General features: G+C 37.3%; 15 protein-coding genes and 2 pseudogenes. 6 read left to right on the forward strand and 11 right to left on the reverse strand.

All coding sequences use genetic code 11. The features are described from left to right. The first annotated feature begins 2 nt into the window (after positions 1-2). Positions 3-3130 (forward strand): annotated as a pseudogene (locus tag ACNSN2_RS11015) (efflux RND transporter permease subunit). 84 nt (positions 3131-3214) lie between these two features. On the opposite strand, the gene ACNSN2_RS11020 reads toward ACNSN2_RS11015, so the two are convergent. Next, positions 3215-4102: a cation diffusion facilitator family transporter gene (locus ACNSN2_RS11020; protein WP_002962252.1), complete on the reverse strand. Its 888-nt coding sequence runs from the start codon at positions 4100-4102 to the stop codon at positions 3215-3217. After that, positions 4089-4820 (reverse strand): transglutaminase-like domain-containing protein, encoded by a 732-nt coding sequence (locus tag ACNSN2_RS11025; RefSeq protein ID WP_036972175.1) that lies wholly within the window; start codon positions 4818-4820, stop codon positions 4089-4091. Before ACNSN2_RS11025 ends, ACNSN2_RS11020 begins: the two co-directional genes overlap by 14 nt. Before the next feature lie 78 nt (positions 4821-4898). Here ACNSN2_RS11025 and cadR point away from each other — a divergent pair, with 78 nt between their 5' ends. The 3 genes from cadR to ACNSN2_RS11040 all read left to right on the forward strand — a co-directional run bounded on the left by cadR (position 4899) and on the right by ACNSN2_RS11040 (position 6215). Then, on the forward strand, positions 4899-5288 hold the full coding sequence (gene cadR, locus ACNSN2_RS11030) for a Cd(II)/Pb(II)-responsive transcriptional regulator (protein WP_418607344.1): 390 nt from the start codon (positions 4899-4901) through the stop codon (positions 5286-5288). Between the two features lie 42 nt (positions 5289-5330). Next, positions 5331-5708, forward strand: a complete 378-nt coding sequence (locus ACNSN2_RS11035; protein ID WP_055018870.1) for a MerR family transcriptional regulator — start codon at positions 5331-5333, stop codon at positions 5706-5708. A gap of 102 nt (positions 5709-5810) precedes the next feature. Beyond that, the gene (locus ACNSN2_RS11040; RefSeq protein WP_350608280.1) at positions 5811-6215 is read left to right on the forward strand and encodes a MerC family mercury resistance protein; all 405 of its coding nucleotides are present in this window, start codon (positions 5811-5813) and stop codon (positions 6213-6215) included. 658 nt (positions 6216-6873) lie between these two features. Here ACNSN2_RS11040 and ACNSN2_RS11045 read toward each other — a convergent pair. Both ACNSN2_RS11045 and ACNSN2_RS11050 read right to left on the reverse strand, forming a co-directional pair. Next, complete coding sequence (locus ACNSN2_RS11045; protein WP_418607347.1) at positions 6874-7194, reverse strand: hypothetical protein; 321 nt, start codon at positions 7192-7194, stop codon at positions 6874-6876. Between the two features lie 393 nt (positions 7195-7587). Beyond that, entirely contained in the window at positions 7588-7869 is a 282-nt protein-coding gene (locus tag ACNSN2_RS11050; protein ID WP_418607349.1) for a helix-turn-helix domain-containing protein, read from the reverse strand. Between the two features lie 95 nt (positions 7870-7964). Here ACNSN2_RS11050 and ACNSN2_RS11055 point away from each other — a divergent pair, with 95 nt between their 5' ends. Both ACNSN2_RS11055 and ACNSN2_RS11060 read left to right on the forward strand, forming a co-directional pair. Further along, positions 7965-8486 carry a hypothetical protein gene (locus ACNSN2_RS11055; protein WP_418607351.1) on the forward strand — a complete coding sequence of 174 codons (522 nt, stop codon included), beginning with the start codon at positions 7965-7967 and terminating at the stop codon, positions 8484-8486. Further along, positions 8473-9975 (forward strand): DEAD/DEAH box helicase, encoded by a 1503-nt coding sequence (locus tag ACNSN2_RS11060; protein WP_418607353.1) that lies wholly within the window; start codon positions 8473-8475, stop codon positions 9973-9975. Before ACNSN2_RS11055 ends, ACNSN2_RS11060 begins: the two co-directional genes overlap by 14 nt. Positions 9976-10394: 419 nt before the next feature. On the opposite strand, the gene ACNSN2_RS11065 is transcribed toward ACNSN2_RS11060, so the two are convergent. The 7 genes and pseudogenes from ACNSN2_RS11065 to lgt all read right to left on the reverse strand — a co-directional run bounded on the left by ACNSN2_RS11065 (position 10395) and on the right by lgt (position 18683). Further along, positions 10395-11228 carry a thymidylate synthase gene (locus tag ACNSN2_RS11065; RefSeq protein ID WP_418607355.1) on the reverse strand — a complete coding sequence of 278 codons (834 nt, stop codon included), beginning with the start codon at positions 11226-11228 and terminating at the stop codon, positions 10395-10397. 11 nt (positions 11229-11239) lie between these two features. Continuing rightward, the gene (locus ACNSN2_RS11070; protein WP_418607357.1) at positions 11240-11707 is read right to left on the reverse strand and encodes a hypothetical protein; all 468 of its coding nucleotides are present in this window, start codon (positions 11705-11707) and stop codon (positions 11240-11242) included. Continuing rightward, positions 11707-13626, reverse strand: a complete 1920-nt coding sequence (locus tag ACNSN2_RS11075) for a hypothetical protein (RefSeq protein WP_418607359.1) — start codon at positions 13624-13626, stop codon at positions 11707-11709. The genes ACNSN2_RS11070 and ACNSN2_RS11075 overlap by 1 nt, the downstream gene beginning before the upstream one ends. Positions 13627-13628: 2 nt before the next feature. Then, the gene (locus tag ACNSN2_RS11080) at positions 13629-15716 is read right to left on the reverse strand and encodes a hypothetical protein (RefSeq protein ID WP_418607361.1); all 2088 of its coding nucleotides are present in this window, start codon (positions 15714-15716) and stop codon (positions 13629-13631) included. Beyond that, positions 15716-16978 (reverse strand): tyrosine-type recombinase/integrase, encoded by a 1263-nt coding sequence (locus ACNSN2_RS11085; RefSeq protein WP_418607363.1) that lies wholly within the window; start codon positions 16976-16978, stop codon positions 15716-15718. Before ACNSN2_RS11085 ends, ACNSN2_RS11080 begins: the two co-directional genes overlap by 1 nt. Positions 16979-17185: 207 nt before the next feature. Next, positions 17186-17866 (reverse strand): annotated as a pseudogene (locus ACNSN2_RS11090) (thymidylate synthase); the annotation flags it as partial. 13 nt (positions 17867-17879) lie between these two features. Then, positions 17880-18683, reverse strand: a complete 804-nt coding sequence (gene lgt / locus ACNSN2_RS11095; protein WP_010387815.1) for a prolipoprotein diacylglyceryl transferase — start codon at positions 18681-18683, stop codon at positions 17880-17882.

Consider the following 18683-nt stretch of genomic DNA (forward strand, 5'->3'; position numbering starts at 1 on the left):
ATATGATTGAATCAATTTTGCGTCTTGCAATAAATAGGCGCTATTTAGTATTAAGCTTGCTGATGGTAATCATCGGCGTTGGTATGTGGAGTTATCAAAAACTTCCCATTGATGCTGTTCCAGATATAACAAACGTACAGGTACAAATAAATACCTCTGCCCCCGGTTATTCACCTTTAGAAGCGGAGCAAAGGGTAACTTTTCCAGTAGAAAACGCATTAGCTGGACTACCAAAGCTGTCTCACACCCGCTCTCTTTCAAGATATGGTTTATCCCAGGTGACCGTTATCTTTGAAGAGGGAACCGATATTTATTTCGCACGCAACTTAATCAATGCAAGATTAGCTGCGATAAAAGGCGTTATTCCCTCTGGCTTAGAGCCAGAGATGGGTCCTATTTCCACAGGGCTTGGTGAAATATTTATGTATACCGTACAAGCTTCTCCTGACGCTAAAATGCCTAATGGAGAGCCTTATACCGCTATTGCCTTAAGAGAAATACAAGACTGGATCATTAAACCGCAATTGGCTCAAGTTAAAGGCGTCATTGAGGTCAACAGCATCGGCGGCTATAACAAGCAGTATCATATAACGCCGAAACCCGAAAAATTACTTTTTCATCAGGTAAGCTTTGAAGACGTTTCTGATGCATTACGTAAAAATAATGATAACCGTGGCGCGGGTTATATTGAGCAAAACGGACAACAAGTGTTAGTGCGCTCCATTGGGCAACTTGCGACAATGGATGAAATCCTCAATGTCATCATCAAAAAGAACGATGGTATTCCTGTAAAAATAAGTGATGTTGCCAATGTTGCTATAGGCAAAGAACTTAGAACAGGGGCTGCTACTCGTAATGGCATTGAGACAGTGCTTGGTACAACCATGATGCTGATTGGTGAGAATTCTCGCACCGTTGCTTTAGAAGTGGAACATAAGCTCAGCGAAATACAAAAATCTCTGCCAAAGGGCATTACCGCAGAGCCTGTTTACGACAGAACAACGTTAGTAGATAAAGCGATTGCAACCGTTACCAAAAACCTCGTTGAAGGTGCGCTTTTAGTTATTGTTGTGTTATTTATTCTACTTGGAAATTTACGTGCAGCTCTCATTACCGCTGCTGTTATCCCTATTTCCATGTTAATGACAATCACAGGTATGGTGCAAGCAGGAGTATCTGCCAATTTAATGAGTCTCGGCGCATTGGACTTTGGCTTGATAGTGGACGGGGCTGTAATCATCGTTGAAAACTCTGTCCGTAGGTTAGCACAGGCCCAACACAACGGTCATAGGCAAGACTTAAGAGAACGCCTAAATACCGTTTTTGAAGCCACTTCAGAAGTGATACGTCCAAGCTTGTTTGGTGTGGCAATTATCACTGTTGTTTACATCCCCATTTTCACGCTAACTGGCGTTGAAGGGAAAATGTTCCACCCTATGGCGGCAACTGTCGTTATGGCGTTAATTTCCGCAATGATCCTTTCAGTTACACTGGTTCCTGCTGCTGTAGCTGTGTTTATGAAAGGTAAAATCAGCGAAAAAGAAAGTGTAGTTATTCGTTCAACCAAGTCTATTTATGAACCATTGTTAAAAATGGCGATGAAATTTCGTTGGATTATTGTTTCATTCTCAACGCTGTTAATGGGGTATAGCCTTTGGTTAGCAACTACGCTTGGGACAGAATTTGTTCCTCAATTAAATGAAGGTGATATTGCACTACAGGCATTAAGAATTCCATCGACTGGCCTAGAGCAATCAGTAGAAATGCAAGAAGTACTTGAGCAACGTATTAAAGCGTTTCCTGAAGTTGATAAAGTATTCTCGCGCATTGGCACACCAGAAGTAGCAACCGACCCAATGCCACCGAGTATTGCTGATATCTTTGTTATTTTAAAACCACGTAAAGAATGGGCCGAACCTTCAAAACCAAAAAGTGAATTAGTTGAAGAAATGGAAAAAGTACTGAAAAACATTCCAGGCAACAACTATGAATTCACTCAGCCTATTCAAATGCGTTTCAATGAATTGATTTCTGGCGTTAGAGCTGATGTCGGCATCAAAATATTTGGTGATGATTTGGATCGGTTATTACTTACCGCAAAAGATATTCTAAATATTGTGAAAACCGTGGATGGTGCGCTGATGCTCGAATGGAACAGGTCACAGGTGTTCCATCTTTATCAGTAATTCCTAAACGAGAAGCGCTTGGTAGGTATGGATTGAACGTTACCGAATTGCAAGACTGGGTTGCCACTGCGATTGGCGGTGAATCTGCGGGGATCATTTATGAAGGTGACAGACGGTTTGAGTTAGTTGTTCGCCTACCAGAGCAAATAAGAACGGATATCGATAGCTTGAAGCATCTGCCGCTTCCACTTGAGAATGGTAACTATGTGCCAATTGAAGAAGTTGCAGAGCTTAAATCAGAGTCTTTACCCGCGCAGATTAGCCGAGAGAACGGAAAAAGAAGAGTTGTGGTTACCGTCAATGTTCGTGGTAGAGATTTAGGCGGTTTTGTAAAAGAAGTTAAAGCTAAAATTAATCAGGAAGGAGAAATTCCAGCAGGATACTGGCTTGATTATGGTGGAACGTTTGAACAACTAGAATCAGCAAGTAAGCGATTAAGCCTAGTTGTACCGATAACATTGGTTGTTATCCTAGGTATTTTGATTATAGCATTTGGTTCATTAAAAGATGCATTAATCATTTTCAGTGGCGTGCCTTTAGCATTAACAGGGGGCGTATTTTCACTTTATTTAAGAGACATGCCCTTATCAATTTCGGCAGGTGTCGGCTTCATTGCATTGTCAGGTGTCGCAGTATTAAATGGCTTGGTTATGTTGGCTTTTATTCGAGATCTTTGGCATGAAAAAGGCGACCTATACGTAGCGATCATTGAAGGTGCCATCATTCGTTTAAGACCTATTTTAATGACGGCACTGGTCGCAAGTTTAGGTTTTATTCCAATGGCGTTAAACACTGGAATTGGTGCAGAAGTACAACGACCACTAGCAACAGTTGTTATCGGCGGTATTGTATCTTCTACCATTTTAACTTTGTTTGTATTGCCTATTTTATATCAATGGGCGCATGGCGCTGAGAGTAACAAACAGCAATCCGACGAAATCTAAAAGCAAAAAAGCAGCTTAATTACTAAGTTATGCCTAATTAAGCTGCTTTTTATATTGTATGCTCCAAAATTTTATTGATAAAACTTACTCTGCTTCATCCCTACAATTTTCATTTAAAAACTCAAACTCTATCGTCGTATGCGATAAATGATAGGAAGATAATTTAGCTGCAACCTCTTGTTTAAGCTTAATTAATTCTTTAACGTCAAAGTTGTCACTCAGCTCAAGGTGCGCTGTTAAAACGTGACTTTCACCATCCAGTGACCAAAAATGCATATGGTGTATACCATTTACTTCAGGAAATTCAATTAATGACTGCTTAATACGCTCTTGGGTCTCTTTATCGGGTGCAGCTTGAAGAAAAAGCACCAATGTTGATTTAAGATTTTTGAAAACGTTAAATAAGATAAACAGCGTAAACCCTATTGATAATAGAGGATCTAATATCGGCAGTTCAACGAACAACAATACAATAGAGACTATAAGAACGGCAACCCAACCGAGTACATCTTCAAGTAGGTGCCATGTCAGCACTTTTTCATTTAGTGTTTCACCCGCTTTTAATTTGAATACCGCATAACCATTTACGGCAACACCGAGTATGGCTAGCCCTAACATCCCCTCAACTACAGGCATTTCAGGATTGGACAGCTTAGGTATTGCTTCAAATAAAACCCAAATAGAGCCGATAATCAAAACAATACTATTTACCAATGCACCAAAAAGTGTAAGTCGGCGATAACCATAGCTGAATTTGTCTGATGCTTCTTTATCTGAAAAACGACTTAAAATCCACGCAAAACCTATTGAAAGACTATCACCAAGATCGTGAACGGCATCCGCCATTATCGCCGTACTGTTTGTGAGCCAACCACCTATAAATTCGATAATGGTAAATATCACATTAAGGAAAAATGCCCAACCAATCCGGTCGTCTTTACCATGCTGATGACTGTGACTATGGTTGTGCATTTTGTACCTCCAGTACTTTTTTATTTCTTATTTTTGATACATTCATATTAATCAAATGTCGGATCACTCGTTGATACAACCAACGTTTTACACCTGATAGATTAGTACCTTTTTCGAGATAGAACTTATCTGGTGAATCATAAAGCCCAAAGTCGTCATGAATACCTTCTTTTTGAATATAGGTATCCTCTCCACGCCAATCCGTACCGGGTGAAGATAAGCACTTTGTTGCAACACCATAACCACAAAACTCATCTTTTGCTTGGCTAAATTTCTGCTGTAGTGAGCTTAAGTATTGCTCATCCAATATAAAGCCCTCTAAGTTTATCCAACGCCCTTCAAAGTAAACTTCTACCCAACTATGAATGATGTATTTAGGTGCTAACCAAAATACATAGCTTGGGATAGCACCTTTTTGTAGTTGCTGATCAATGGTAAAACCTTGGAAACGACACTGGATACCTAGTCCACGCAATAGTGCCATTAACAGATTACCCTTAGTATTACATTGTCCATAACCATCTGCTAGCACATCGCTTGCTGAAATATCATCACTCTTGTTATAGCCAAACATTATTTCATCTTTTACAAACTGATAAGCGGCACCAATTTTGTTGAAATTATCCAAATTTTTCCACCCTCGTTGATCGATCAGGGATTGGATATCTTTGTGTTCAAAATTAACGATATTCGTATTGTTTAAATATTTCTCAGTCATTTTTATATATCCCTTTCGTTGCATACCTATACTATAGATCCTATAGTAACTATAGAGTCAAATGTCTGGGGGAAATTGATGAAAATAGGCGAATTGTCAAAAAAATCGGGCTGTTCAATACAAACGATTAGATATTATGAAAGAGAAGGATTACTGTTAAATCCAAACCGTTCAGAAGGTAATTTCAGGCTGTATGATAGTAAAGCACTTAAACAATTGGAATTCGTAAAGCATTGTCGCAGCCTAGATATATCACTCAATGATATTAAACGTCTTATCGAATTAAAAAATAAGCCAGAAGAAAGCTGCTCTAGCGTTAATGCATTAATTGATCAGCAACTTGCACTAGTGAATATACGTATGAAAGAATTAAGGGCGCTTAAAGCTGAATTACAACAGATGGCAAGTGCTTGTGGTTCAGACAATACAATTGAAGCGTGCGGCATCATCAAATCATTGGATAGCTAAACTAAATATAACTTTAGATTAGTAGTATTCACAAAGGCAATAATGAAAACCATTGGCAAATTAGCACAATCATTAAATTTAAATGTAGAAACCATTCGTTTTTATGAACGAGAAGGGCTGATTACACAACCTGAAAAACCAATATCTGGTTATAGACAATATGACGAAACAATAGCAGGACAACTTAGGTTTATCACAAAAGCCAAAGCGCTCGGCTTTACGTTAAGAGAAATAAAATCGCTAATGTCTATGGACAGCAACTGCACTCAAGTTGAGCTATTAAGCCGACAAAAGTTAGCAATCATTCGAGACAAAATTAATGACCTTCAACGTTTAGAGAAAGTAATTGTGGATATGACAAATACCTGTATGCAAAACGAAGATCCAACACATTGCCCCATAATTGATTCATTAAAATGATTGACTCCGTACTTATATACGGAGTTTAGAATGATGGTAATATCAACCAATAGACTTTCAAATGATAAATAAAATATTAGACAGAGTAGGCTCTAGTGGCGTTTGGCTAGCGGCACGGCCTGCTTCCCTGCATTAAGGTCACTTGCATCGGCATTAGGACTAGGCTTCTTCTCTCACTTCGAAGGAATAGCTGTAAATACGCTTTTACCTATTTTTGCATCTTTGGAACTATTGGTAAACTTATACAACTCGCACAAAAATAAAAACCATACCAGAGCTGTCTTCAGCATTCTAGGGCCTGTAGCAGTGCTATTAACGCTTTATCCTCTTTGGCTATATGATTGGAGCACATACCTATTTTACTTTGGTATTTGCTTAATGGTCGTTATGTCGGTTTTGGATATCGTAAAACCAGTAAGGGAGCAAACATGCAACGTATGGCTAATTGCCGTCGTTGAAACGATTAACGGTCAATGTCTGCTTTTCGCTCAAAGCCCCTTAGAGTAATTACGTTAACTTATTATGGGGCAGAAACGAGTTACGCTTTAATGTCCGCAATTGGCACTCAGCCGATAGTCGGTAAAGAGTGGTTTAACTTACAGTATAAAGCAGTTATTTATATCACTAACGTGGTAAATTAGGTTGTTTCTGGTAAATTCATCATTTTTGTCGGATGGCGTGGCTCCGCCACTTATCCGACCTACGATAAAATTTAGGTTGGTTAAGCCGAAGGCGCCACCCAACATGCTTTCAAATTCACTTTTCATCCGCAAATGGCACATATGCGACTGTCAGATTTGATCAAAAACTAAAAATCAAACCTGACAGATTAAGTTAAGACTTATTCAAATTAACGCAAATATCTGAAAACATACTATTGATAAATAAGAATATAAATCAGTTCGATAAGGCTATAAGCGAATTTTTACTTATAAGTAGGAAAGTGTCTTCTGATACTTGATTCAACGTAACACCGTTAGCTTTTAATGTATTCATTTATTAGCTTTTAGTGTATTCAAATACTAGCTTATAGTGAAGGGCTAAAGACATTTACAGCATGATACTCCTTACTTTTGTTAATCAAAGCCCTCTAGTACCTGTCGTTATATAGGGCACATTACCTTCAAAAGTAAAAAAATAGACAGATTAGAAGGCGATGAGCGTCTTATGTATCTTCCATAATATCTTTAAGTGCTATGCGTTTTAATTGTGTACCATCGCGGTATCCTTTTGCTAACAAATTGCCTAATACAGCACCAGTGTAGAAGGTGTAGCCATTTTCTTCACCAACGGGGAGCTCATATATAGAGCCTGATATTTGAGGCCAAATCCAATAATTTTCGCATGGTGATAAGTGAGGTAAAGCCATTGAACCTGAACTAACTCGCCATTCATCATTTCTACACGAACAAAACAACACATAACACGTTTTATCATCCACTGACTGGAATGTTAAAACAACCCATCCTTCTGGCCTATGTTTCATACCCAATTTCAACCCTTCCTAAGATTCAATAGTAGGTTTAGCACTTGCACTAACACTAACTTAATAAGTAAAAATAATCTGTATTTTAGACTTCCCAGCTTTCACTAGACAGTTTTTAATTCAGAATAGTGCACTTCTTTAAACTCTTGAGTATACCGTTTGCCTTTGCTCATAATACAGCTCTTATTAGACGCTCGAAAGCGTCATCCTGAATATAATATTTAAATTCTGAAGCCCTCATGTTGCCAAGTAAAATATCGGCAGTTTCCCTTAGGAAATATTCTAATTATTAGAGAAAGATTGGAGTCATGTTGGTATTTTATTTCGTTTATATTTATTGCTTAAACTCCGTCATTAAGTGATTAAATGAAAAAGATTTGATTAATGCTAAGATTACTTATTTTTTCTTAGCTGTATGTCTACCTGTGATGGGTCGGGGAAAATCTCTTCTAGCCCACAGTTTAGTATTTTAATTATTTGATAAACTCTCTCGCAAGAAACAGGAACTCGGCCTTTTTCAATACGGCTTAAATAGCTTGCCTCAATACCAAGTTTATTTGCTAGCTCAGCTTGAGGTATTGAGCATTTTGTTCGGGCTAATTTTATATTCATACCAATCAGCGTTTGTATGGGTTGCATTGCAAATATCCACAGGCAAAGGATAAATAATCCCATATTGCAGCCTGCCAACCCATGACATATAATGAAACTTATTTACATATACATCAATAAATACACCTTTCTATCAATTAAATTTATCTAAGTTGTCAATGAAGCTAGATCCCTTAATTAAAACCATTATATGTAAGCGTAATATTGATCGCTTTACTGTTGTAGAAGTTAGAACTGCGTACATAGTTCTGCATCAAGATCAAACACTTGACCCTGTAAAAATTAGAAAGCTTGTTTACGCACAGCTTAATAAGCTTGTGTGTAAAGGTTGGCTTCATTCATCGACATCTTTAAATAGAAAGATAACGACTTACACAAAAACACGTTATTTTGAGCCAAGTAAAATTATCCCTGCTCAATCCCCCATGCCAAATGTGAGTAACTTTAAAGCTGATTGTCAAAAGGAGCTAAGTGAGTGCAATAACGCGTTATTGCAGTGTATAGGCACGCTCGAAACTTACATAAATCTTTGGAATAAACATCCACAACATCAAACGCTATTTAAACGGCAATATTTAATTGCCCAAGAACGACAACAAAATTTAAAAGGCCGAATTGCCGCTTTAAATATACTTTTGGAAAATATAACTGAACAAGGCAATCTGAATGCGGCTACGTGATTGGCAACAAAAATGTATAAAAATAGCGCTAGCAAAGTACAAAAGGACCGTTAAGCACTTTTTAGCATTAGCTACTCCTGGAGCAGGAAAAACCGTGATGGCATCGGTATTAGCAAAAAGATTATATGATGAAAAGCTTATTGATATCATACTCTGCTTTTCTCCTTCATCTGTTGTTTCTGCTGATTTTGCCGATGAGTTATCTCTGCAATTTAATGCTCGATTTGATGGCTCTATAGGTGCGCTAGGTGATTCATACACATATCAAGCACTAAGCACATTAAGTGAAAATGTTAGGCAGTTATTTGAACAATATAGAGTTTTTGTAATATTTGATGAAATACACCACTGTGCGGGTTCTTCAATTGAGGATGCTAACTCCTGGGGAAGCCCTATCCTCAATTTAATTAAAGAAAAAGCTATATTTACACTCTCGTTGACTGGTACGCCTTGGCGATCTGACTCTTTACCAATAGCACTCTCAAATTACTGTAATGAGTCTAGCCAAATAAACTGTGATTATGTGTATGGGTTAAAAGAAGCTATATCAGATAAAGTATGCCGAGTGCCGCAAATAATTGCGTTAGATAATAATAAAATTATATTAACAAAATCCGAAGAAACAACGACTTTTACTAATTTTTTTGAATTACTTAAGGCAAAAGTTATTTCATACTCTGAGCTTGTTACTAACGAATTAGTTATTGAAAACTTGCTCCTTAGAGCAACTAATAAGCTAAATGAGATTAGAAGTATTAACCCTGAAGCTGGAGGGTTAATTGTGGCTTCATCAATCTCACACGCTCATGTAATTAATACGATAATTTGGAGCAAATTTAACAAAAATGCGGTTATTGTTACTAGCGGCGAAAATGAGCCGGACAAAATCATAAAGCAATTTAGGCAAAGCGATAGTGAGTGGCTGATTAGCGTTGGAATGGTAAGTGAAGGCACTAATATTCCTCGGTTACAAATATGCTGTAACTTAACAAATTACCGTACAGAGCTGTACTTTAGGCAAATATTAGGACGCATTCTGCGCATGACTGATTCAGTTAACCAAGATGCATTTATGTTTATGCCAGCAGAGCCTAACTTAATTGATTTTGCTATACGTGTAGCTGAAGGTGTACCTAGTGAATTAGGCAAAGTTAAAATTTTTGATATTGAAATTGAGAATAAAAAAAGCATTGTGCTCGAACCGCTTGATAGCTCACCTAAAGTTTTAACAGAGGATGATGACTTGTTTGATATTGAGTTAGATAGATTAATTAACAATGAAAAGGCGGCTGAAACAAACCTTAAAAACAATTCAAAAACACCTTTAGCTAAAGTTCCAAATAACCTAATCCTGGATGGTGATTTTAACCACAGACCTATTAAACCTGAAGGGTTAGGTGAATTATTACTCTTTGATATTTCTGATGAGGCGCATGCTAAGTTAGAGCAACTGAATAGAGTTGTATGTATTGGTTCAGACAAGATTTGACAATCGCGTTTATGCAATTTATGAGAGAGCGCAATTATACTGAGTTCCTAGTTTGAGCTATTAGCTATTATTTTAACTTTTGCACCATTATTGGAAGTGTTAGTCTTAACTAAATCATTGTTGCCCTTGGTTGCTGTTACCTGAATTGTTACCTGCCATATTCTCTTGCTTTTGTTGTGATATATTGCCAATTAAGTTTATTTGTTAGATCTTACTTTTTGCCATGACTCATTCGTATATATAAAAAGTGATGCATAAAAAAGACCTAGTACTTTCAGACCAAGTCTTTAATTAAAATCTTAAACCTATTTCAGGACTTTGAAATTATCAATGAAAGAGTCTATGTTTGTCTTTGCTCTTATCTTCAGTTTGCAATCAAGGCGCTTTATCTAATCATAAATTTGATTAAATAAAACCCCTTAGACTGCGATTGGAGCTTTAATATTAGGATGAGCCTCATAGCCTACGATTTCAAAATCTTCAAATTTATAATCAAAGATTGAATCAGGTTTACTGCGGATTTTCAGTTCAGGTAACTTGAGGGGTTGTCGTGATAGTTGCTCTATTACTTGGTCTTCATGATTTGAGTAGATATGCAGATCACCTATTGATACTATTATTTCGTGGGCTACTAAATCACATTGCTGTGCAAGCATATGAGTTAACAATGCAAGAGAAGCGATGTTATATGGCAAACCTAAAAAGCTATCAGAACTACGAATGTAGAGTTGAGCAGATAGCTTGCCATTAGCAACATAGAATTGATATAGCAAATGACAGGGAGGCAAAGCCATCTTGCCATTTTCGGCATTTTGCTGAGGTGAGATGCCTTCATCAGGTAAATACTCAACATTCCATCCATGAAAAAGAATGCGTCTAGAATCAGGGTTGTTCTTTAACTGGTTGACAACATACTCAATTTGATTAATTTCACCACCATTCTTGGTAGGCCATGCAGTCCATTGTTTACCGTATACTGGACCTAAAGACCCGTCCTCAGTGGCCCATTCATTCCAAATTTTCACTCCATTTTCATTAAGCCATTTTGTATTAGTGTCACCGTTTAGAAACCAAATTAGCTCATTGGCGATACTTTTGAAATGAAGTTTTTTTGTTGTTAATAACGGGAACCCTTTGGTCAGGTCGTGCCTAATCTGACGACCAAATACCGATGATGTGCCTGTTCCAGTGCGATCAGATTTGATCGAACCATTGTCCTTTATATCCTTAAGTAACTCTAGGTACTGCTTCATATTTACCTTCTTTATTTAATTTTCTGTATTTTTGACTCTCGGCATAGTTCTAATTTCTTTGATAACACACATATTTCTGTATCTTGACGAGAAATTACGTCTTGTAATTGAAGTATTTCTTCATAAAATATCGTGTTTTGCTCTAGCAAACCTTTTACTCTATCCCTAAGCAGGTCCTGCTGTTCCTTTCTCTCTATTGCTTTTGACTGTTTAGTACCGTCAACTGCAAAACATGACTTTCGTTCATTTTTTAGGTTTTTTAGCTTTGCCAATGCCCATTTACGACTACGAATTGTGCCTGCAGAAATTGATTTTTGCGAGTGAATCTTTATAACTTCTTGCAAGCCTTTTACAGTAGCTTTGTACTTGTCCCAGTTTGCCTTGCTTTCCAAAAAGCTCAAGCCGTCAAGGATATACTCATCATTTTTTTCTTTTTGTTCTGCAAGATGAGATTCTAATGCATATGGCCTTTTACTCATTAATTTATTTCCTTTATATCAATCTGCAGCTTACTCAAATGCTTCTTTAAATTTTCAGATAACCCACGCCAAACTATTGCATTACCTTCGTTTAGTTCACTTCCCGCTTTCTTTACTGCCATTTCATAACGACTTTGCAATGCAGGTTTACAGGACTCAGAAATCAAATGGTTTTCACAATCAGGGTCACATTGAAAGTCACCATAGCATGGTGGAGGTTTTACCGACTCTTTTGGTGCTACTATAAAGTTTTTAGTGCAACCACCTATTGATGTGGGCATAATTTCGACCCCCTTTTGAGCTAGGCTTTTTATGTAATGCTCCCTGTCTTTTCCAAACAACCCCAACCCACTGAAAAAAGTATCTATCCTAGCCTTATGTGTTTCTGCGGCTCCACCGGCGAATTTACAATTCTCGCCATAAATCTCCTGTAAAATACTTTCTCTTGCTGCTGGGGTTTTGGTTGCAATATCTGATAAAAGATTCTTCTTATATTCACCATATCCAACGCTTACTTCACTTGGAATGCTCTTAAAACGATGTTGGAAATGTTTTAATTGCATACTTATAAACGGAAGTCCCACTTCAGCCCTAGCAAGTTGAAACACTAGTGTCTCTCGTAACTGGTGAACAGAAAAATTCCAATTATTAAAAATCTTGTCATGGTCAATTTTTACAATCCATCGCTTTAAAATTGCTCTTAAACCACCACTTGTATATGGTAACTTATAACCTTTATCTTTTTCTCTAGGCTCTAATCCCGAGATTAAATAGGGATTACCTGTATGACTTGTAAGTAATCGCAACACATTAATAGCATCTAGGGCTAAAGGTGTTGCAATCCAAGTATCATTAATTGGAAGGTCTTTGCATTTTTGCTTCACTACTTTAGAGCGGATAAATTGATAGCCATTTTCAATTGTAAGGCAGTCCCTCAACACGTATTGAACCTCTGACATTCTCATGCCAGAGAGCAAAAAAACCGTAACGATAGCGGAGCATTGGACATCATTTATAATTTTACCAACATCTCGAATGCCGTAACCGTAATCTTCGTTGCACTCTTTATATTTTTTGCTTTGAGTTTTTAAATCAGGGTTAAGTTTAGTATGAATAGTTTTAGCTAGCCCTGGATAGCTTTTTAGGAACTCAATTCTTGTAGCCTCTCCCGCTAACTCATCATTTTGCTTATGCCCAATTGCGAACAGGAAGTTACCGATAGAACTCCTAGCGTGGTTCATTAAAAACAAAAACATATTATCAGGCAGTGTTAATATCCCTTTATATTCAGCTACATCCTTCCAGTTAATAGAGCGAGATTCAATATCTATTAATGACCAACTAAGTTTTCCTTGAAGATTCATCTGGATTATTGGGTCTGAAATCAGCTTCAAAGCTCGCTTTAGGTGGCTTGAGCGACCATTGTAATTTTTGATTCCAACTTTTAATTGTGCATATGAAATATCTTGAAGATTGTCTATGTTTAAGCCTTCTTTTTTAAGTTTCATGTAAAGGTAGCTAAAAAACTTCAGCAACTCGTCAATGCGCCCTTTTACTGTTTTCGGGTCGATAATGGATTTTGTGTTCTTACTATGTTTAAGCAATTTAGGAAAATGCAGATAAATAGCTGCAGCAGCTTTAATATCTAAAATGATTGACTCTGATAACTTCCGCTCATACTTAATCATCCGCTCAAAGTTATGATGTTTTTCAAAATTAGTAGCTTGAGGGTAGTAATCAAGCCAAACAATACTATTTGTTCTTTTTCCCATCCCGTCTGCTTTTTTCGTATCTCTAAAATCCCAAACACCATCTGGGAACTTACTGTTCCAAATAAGCACATTGTCATCAAATGATGCTTTTCCATCACATACATCTTTTAAAAAAGCATCTTTGCAAAAAAATGTTTTTGAATTCATGATCAAAACCCTTGATAGACAAGTTGATCAATTTCCAAATTATCAAGTTCACACGCCAACACATGAGCATTTGCGATAACTGATTCAGAAAATATTTCATCCGGTTGAAGGATGCCATCAATTAGCGCAATAGTACTCTCAACTAGCTTTTTTCGAGGTAAAACCGATGGACTGTTTTTATCTAACGATTCTTGAAGCTCTAACTGATAATTAATTAGCTTTGGCAACCCGCTTTCAGTAATAAAAGATGAGTCGCATAATAAACACATATTCCAATATTTACATAAAGAGCCTTCTTTATAATTAGTTGCTTCCTTGACTTTACTACTTGGGCTGTACGGGTCTTTACAACTGCAACCAGATAAAGTTTTGATTGGCTCTAAGTTTGATTGGTTCACATCAGTATAGGGGGTTGTGCTTTTTTGCTCTATAGAACGCTTAGATATACTATCGATCGCTTTGCTCATTTTCTCATTAAATTTAGGCTGTAAGCGATGCTCTGACAGGTATCTAGCTGTTGTGATTATACTTCCATGACCTAAAACTACACTTACTTGAAATATATCAGCCCCCTGATTAATCATCTTACTGACAAGAGTAGGCCTAAACTTTAACGTGTTAAATATTATTGTCTTGCCTTCCATATCAAATAATTTATTCTTCTTAGGGAACGAATTCAACCAACCCGTAACCAAGATCTGATTATCCAATGAGCAAATTTTACCACTTTCCCTTTTCTCCGTGGATGTGTTTTCAAAAATAAACAACTTACCCTTGATTTCATCATCCGCTAAATGGCGAATCGTTTTAGTTAACTCAATGACTAAGTGTATAAGTGAATGAATGTCTTCCTGAATCTTACCCTCAATAAAGAACTCCTCTACCTCTAATGTAGGGATATGTAACTCTCTATCAATAGTTCTAGATTTTGATGCCGAGCGGGCCTTTAAATAAGAAATTACTGGTTGCCCTGTTAAAGGGTGTGACTCTTGATAACTATCTAATGTAAGACTTTTAACAGACTCTAGATTTAAACCTGTGAGCGAAATTAACTTAATTACAAGCGGCATTACTAAATCACGAGTAACACCATACCAAACCCCCCACTGATTAAAGTAATCTAGTAAGTCATTAACTTTAAATGGGCTGTTGTTTATATCACTCTTAACGTGCTCAAGCATTGTTCGAGGGTTACAATCATATTTCTCCTCAAATAGCCACAAAGCCGACTCTATACTGCCAGCTTTAGCGTACCTTGGACGCAAATTAAAGGCCTCCTCAACTGAGTAACCCTTAAGTAATTTGTGTCTAGCACCAGAAATTTTGTATGCTTTTTCAGCTTTTGAAACTGATGGGTATTCTATATTTTCTACAATAATTGATTTAGCTATTCCTGAATCGTAATTAGATTTGGCATTTGGCTTTACGGCTTCTTCTATTGAATAACCGTTAGCTAATCTATTTTGAACTAAACTAGGTTTTAGATTATGCGCTACCGCCAACTCTTTAGCTGAACGATAAACAATACCACCGACACTCAGACCACCTTTGTATTTATACTTCCCTGCTAGCGTCTGTATGCCATTATTTGTTTTTGTATAACCGTTTAAGACTCTGATAGACAAGTATATCCATTTATCTATAGCAGCAGATATTTTTAAATCAACATCAGTTTCAAAAGCTGTATTGGTCTCTGTTTCCCTTTCGCCTTTGTCAAATGGCTCGTTATATATCACTTCATTGATAACTGATAACGAATAAGCCATATTTAAGACCGACCTTACGGACTTATATAGTGAGTATTTGGTTTTACTTGCTAGTTGCTGCTGTCTTAACCACCGATTAAAACGTACTAAAGCATCAATTTCCCAATACTTTGATAAGAAGAATCGCTTATCTTGAGCTAGCTCATTGTAATAACTGTCAGTTTCAGAAATAAATTTAATATATTTACCCATCGCATAGGTAGCATTTTTACCTGATTTAACTGTCTGTTCTGAATATACTTGATAAAACATCCATTTTATTTGAGCATGAGGGTCATAAAATGTCGGTCTTGGCGGCCTGCTTAAACGGTAGATATTGTTCATTATTTATGGCCTCGACGCTCTTTATGTTTTAGTGGTGGCAAGAATGTGGCCTTACGTATATTATGAGCTTCATCTGCCCGATCTATTTCATGACCTTTTTTAGTTAAGTCAGCTAGCAATGCAGGTGATATTTGAGTATATACTTCAGTGGTCGAAAGGTGGGCATGCCCCAACATTTGCTGCACAGTTAATATTCTGTCCTCATACCCGCGCCCAATGCTCGACCTCAACACTGAAAAAGCAGTACCATGACGAAGCCAATGGGTAGTAAAGCCTTCAGGAGCTATTGACCTTGATACGGCACTATCAAACTGCTTTTTGGCATTACGATACCCCCAAGAATATCTATTCACAGTCAAAAAAACGGGTTTATCTGGGTCAATCATATCCCAATCTGCAGATAGTTTGTAATCTATAGTGTTGTGATATCGTTTAATTCGGTTTAATACAGCCCGTGAAATTAATGTAATACGCTCCTTGGGTTGCCCTCCACGTCCTTTCATACCCTGAACAACCATAGGAATAAATTCTGCTGTTGTTGGGTACAAATCTAAATCTGGCAGATCCCTTTTTCTTAGCTCAATAATTTCGCTAATACGTAATCCCGTATCATATTGTGTATGGAACATACAGCGTTCACATTCATTGTAGAATTTCGATAGAACTGAAATAATTGTGCTTGTGTCGATAAACTTAGGACTTTTACTTCTGACTGATTTTGATACATACTTTAGCTTATTATTATGGTCTCGCCCATAAGGGCTATTTTCTTGTAACCTTACATTTCCACCATCAATCGTTGTTAACCAATCAAGTAACTGCTTTACACATACTTCTCTAGTACGGATTGTTGACGGAGACAAATTCAGCTGAGTCATATACTCAACCCAAGCCCTAATGTCTTGCCTTGTAATAATTACCAGCACTTCATCTACAGACAAGTTGGGATAGTATTTTTCTTCCTCGATCCATCTAACAAAGTAAACAACAGACCTTCCATACTGATCTACCGAACCGTCTGTGATTGTTACCCCAATGGATTTTGTCAGATAACGCAGCCAATTTTGAACACACTTTACTATTACTCCTTGAGAATCAACAATCGAATAAATAACAGGAGAGTGGCTACCTAAGAGGGTAATATATATGTCTCGATTTGAAATTGGAGAAACGACATCAGTTGGTAGTTTGTAACATTTAATTAATTCTGAACAAGATATAACGACTCTCCCTGAATGACTAATATTTGAACTATATGTCACACTTACATAATGTCAATTATATTTTTTATACAAAAAGTAAGTATGGGGGTTTAAAATTAAAGGTAACTATAGGAGGGTTTATAAAAAACTAAGTAAGTAAAATTAGGAGATATTAGGTTATATTGAGAAAAATAAGAATAGTGAAAAATGAAAATTCACTAACTAGAATACGCCTTAACTTCACAATCAGTGGTAGTATGATACTTTTTTTAGTTCATTAAAAATATGAGCATTGGTAATTTTATGATATGCCTTACCCGCTTTATGGCCGGTAATTTGGGCAACTAATGCAAGTAATACAAAACATTGAATTTGATTAAAATTAAGTCCTAGTGGAACATCACAACTGCGTTGATATGAGGTTAAATACAGGGTATCGCCCAATAATGAAAAGGTATGTGTGTGCATACATGGGCGCAAGCAACCAAGTTCAAATTCACCAGGGTTGTAAAATGTAATAATTTCGCCGCGATCATCTATGCCATTTTTTAAATTATTAATGACCTTTGCCAGTTGATCCAATGTTGAACCATCAGGGCGTTGCCAGCCACGTCCTTGAACGCCATAAACGCGCCCCATATCATCCTCACCTTTACGGTTAGGATTATTGAGCCAGGCACTATTTTCATTGGCGTTAGCATCCCAGGTTTTACAGCCTATACTACGAAACTGCTCAGCACTGTCATAGCCTCTTAAATAACCTAACAATTCAGCAATAGCCGCTTTGTAATAGCTCTTTCGAGTGGTGATCATAGGGAACTGATTATTCGCCACATCGTATTCTAAATCAGCGTTTATAACCGTTAAACAACGTGTACCGGTGCGTTTATTTTCAACCCACTGTCCTTGGTCAACAATGCGCTGACATAATTCTAAATATTGTTTCATCTAACTTCTTCTTTTAAACTTTTGCCGCTGTTTGCGATTGTGGTTGTTTATAGGCCCAAATAAGTAAGCCTAACCCGCCAATGATCATAGGTAACGATAGAATTTGCCCCATTGAAATGAAGTCGGCAAATAACCCCAATTGCGCATCGGGTTGGCGAAAATACTCAATACCAAACCTAAATACGCCGTAACCCAGTAAAAACAAACCTGACACACTTCCCGCAGGACGAGGACGCTTAATAAACCACAATAATATGACAAACAATACTAGACCTTCAAAAAAAGCTTCGTAAAGTTGTGATGGGTGGCGTGCAAGCGGGCCTCCAGTTGGAAATACCATTGCCCATGGAACATCGGTAGTGCGGCCCCATAATTCGCCGTTAATAAAGTTACCTATACGCCCGGCAAGTAAACCAACTGGCACTAAAGGCGCTACAAAGTCACCGACTTGCAATAAGGACTTTTTACGCTTGTAAGCAAAAATAGCAATCGCAGTGATCACCCCAAGTGTGCCGCCATGAAACGACATACCACCCTGATCGATTCTAAATAAATATAAGGGGTTTTCGATAAAATAACTAAATTGATAAAACAGAACATAACCAATACGCCCACCTAATATAACGCCCAGCATGCCGTAAAAGAGTAAATCACTGACTTCGTCTTTAGTCCAACCCGACCCTGGTTTTTTAGCTTGACGATTAGCAAACCACATCGCAAACGCAAAACCAATTAAGTACATTAACCCATACCAACGAACGCTAAGTGGTCCAACAGAAAATATTATTGGATCAATTTGAGGAAACTCCAGTGCCAT

It is taken from the genome of Pseudoalteromonas sp. US3C1013, from assembly GCF_048401115.1.
GTDB classification, from domain to species: Bacteria; Pseudomonadota; Gammaproteobacteria; order Enterobacterales; family Alteromonadaceae; genus Pseudoalteromonas; species Pseudoalteromonas undina.

Coding starts and splice junctions, on each gene's coding strand:
- ACNSN2_RS11020 (WP_002962252.1), bottom strand. CDS start 4,102: ATGCACAACCATAGTCACAGTCATCAGCATGGTAAAGACGACCGGATT.
- ACNSN2_RS11025 (WP_036972175.1), bottom strand. CDS start 4,820: ATGACTGAGAAATATTTAAACAATACGAATATCGTTAATTTTGAACAC.
- cadR (WP_418607344.1), top strand. CDS start 4,899: ATGAAAATAGGCGAATTGTCAAAAAAATCGGGCTGTTCAATACAAACG.
- ACNSN2_RS11035 (WP_055018870.1), top strand. CDS start 5,331: ATGAAAACCATTGGCAAATTAGCACAATCATTAAATTTAAATGTAGAA.
- ACNSN2_RS11045 (WP_418607347.1), bottom strand. CDS start 7,194: ATGAAACATAGGCCAGAAGGATGGGTTGTTTTAACATTCCAGTCAGTG.
- ACNSN2_RS11050 (WP_418607349.1), bottom strand. CDS start 7,869: ATGGGATTATTTATCCTTTGCCTGTGGATATTTGCAATGCAACCCATA.
- ACNSN2_RS11055 (WP_418607351.1), top strand. CDS start 7,965: ATGAAGCTAGATCCCTTAATTAAAACCATTATATGTAAGCGTAATATT.
- ACNSN2_RS11060 (WP_418607353.1), top strand. CDS start 8,473: ATGCGGCTACGTGATTGGCAACAAAAATGTATAAAAATAGCGCTAGCA.
- ACNSN2_RS11065 (WP_418607355.1), bottom strand. CDS start 11,228: ATGAAGCAGTACCTAGAGTTACTTAAGGATATAAAGGACAATGGTTCG.
- ACNSN2_RS11070 (WP_418607357.1), bottom strand. CDS start 11,707: ATGAGTAAAAGGCCATATGCATTAGAATCTCATCTTGCAGAACAAAAA.
- ACNSN2_RS11075 (WP_418607359.1), bottom strand. CDS start 13,626: ATGAATTCAAAAACATTTTTTTGCAAAGATGCTTTTTTAAAAGATGTA.
- ACNSN2_RS11080 (WP_418607361.1), bottom strand. CDS start 15,716: ATGAACAATATCTACCGTTTAAGCAGGCCGCCAAGACCGACATTTTAT.
- lgt (WP_010387815.1), bottom strand. CDS start 18,683: ATGGCACTGGAGTTTCCTCAAATTGATCCAATAATATTTTCTGTTGGA.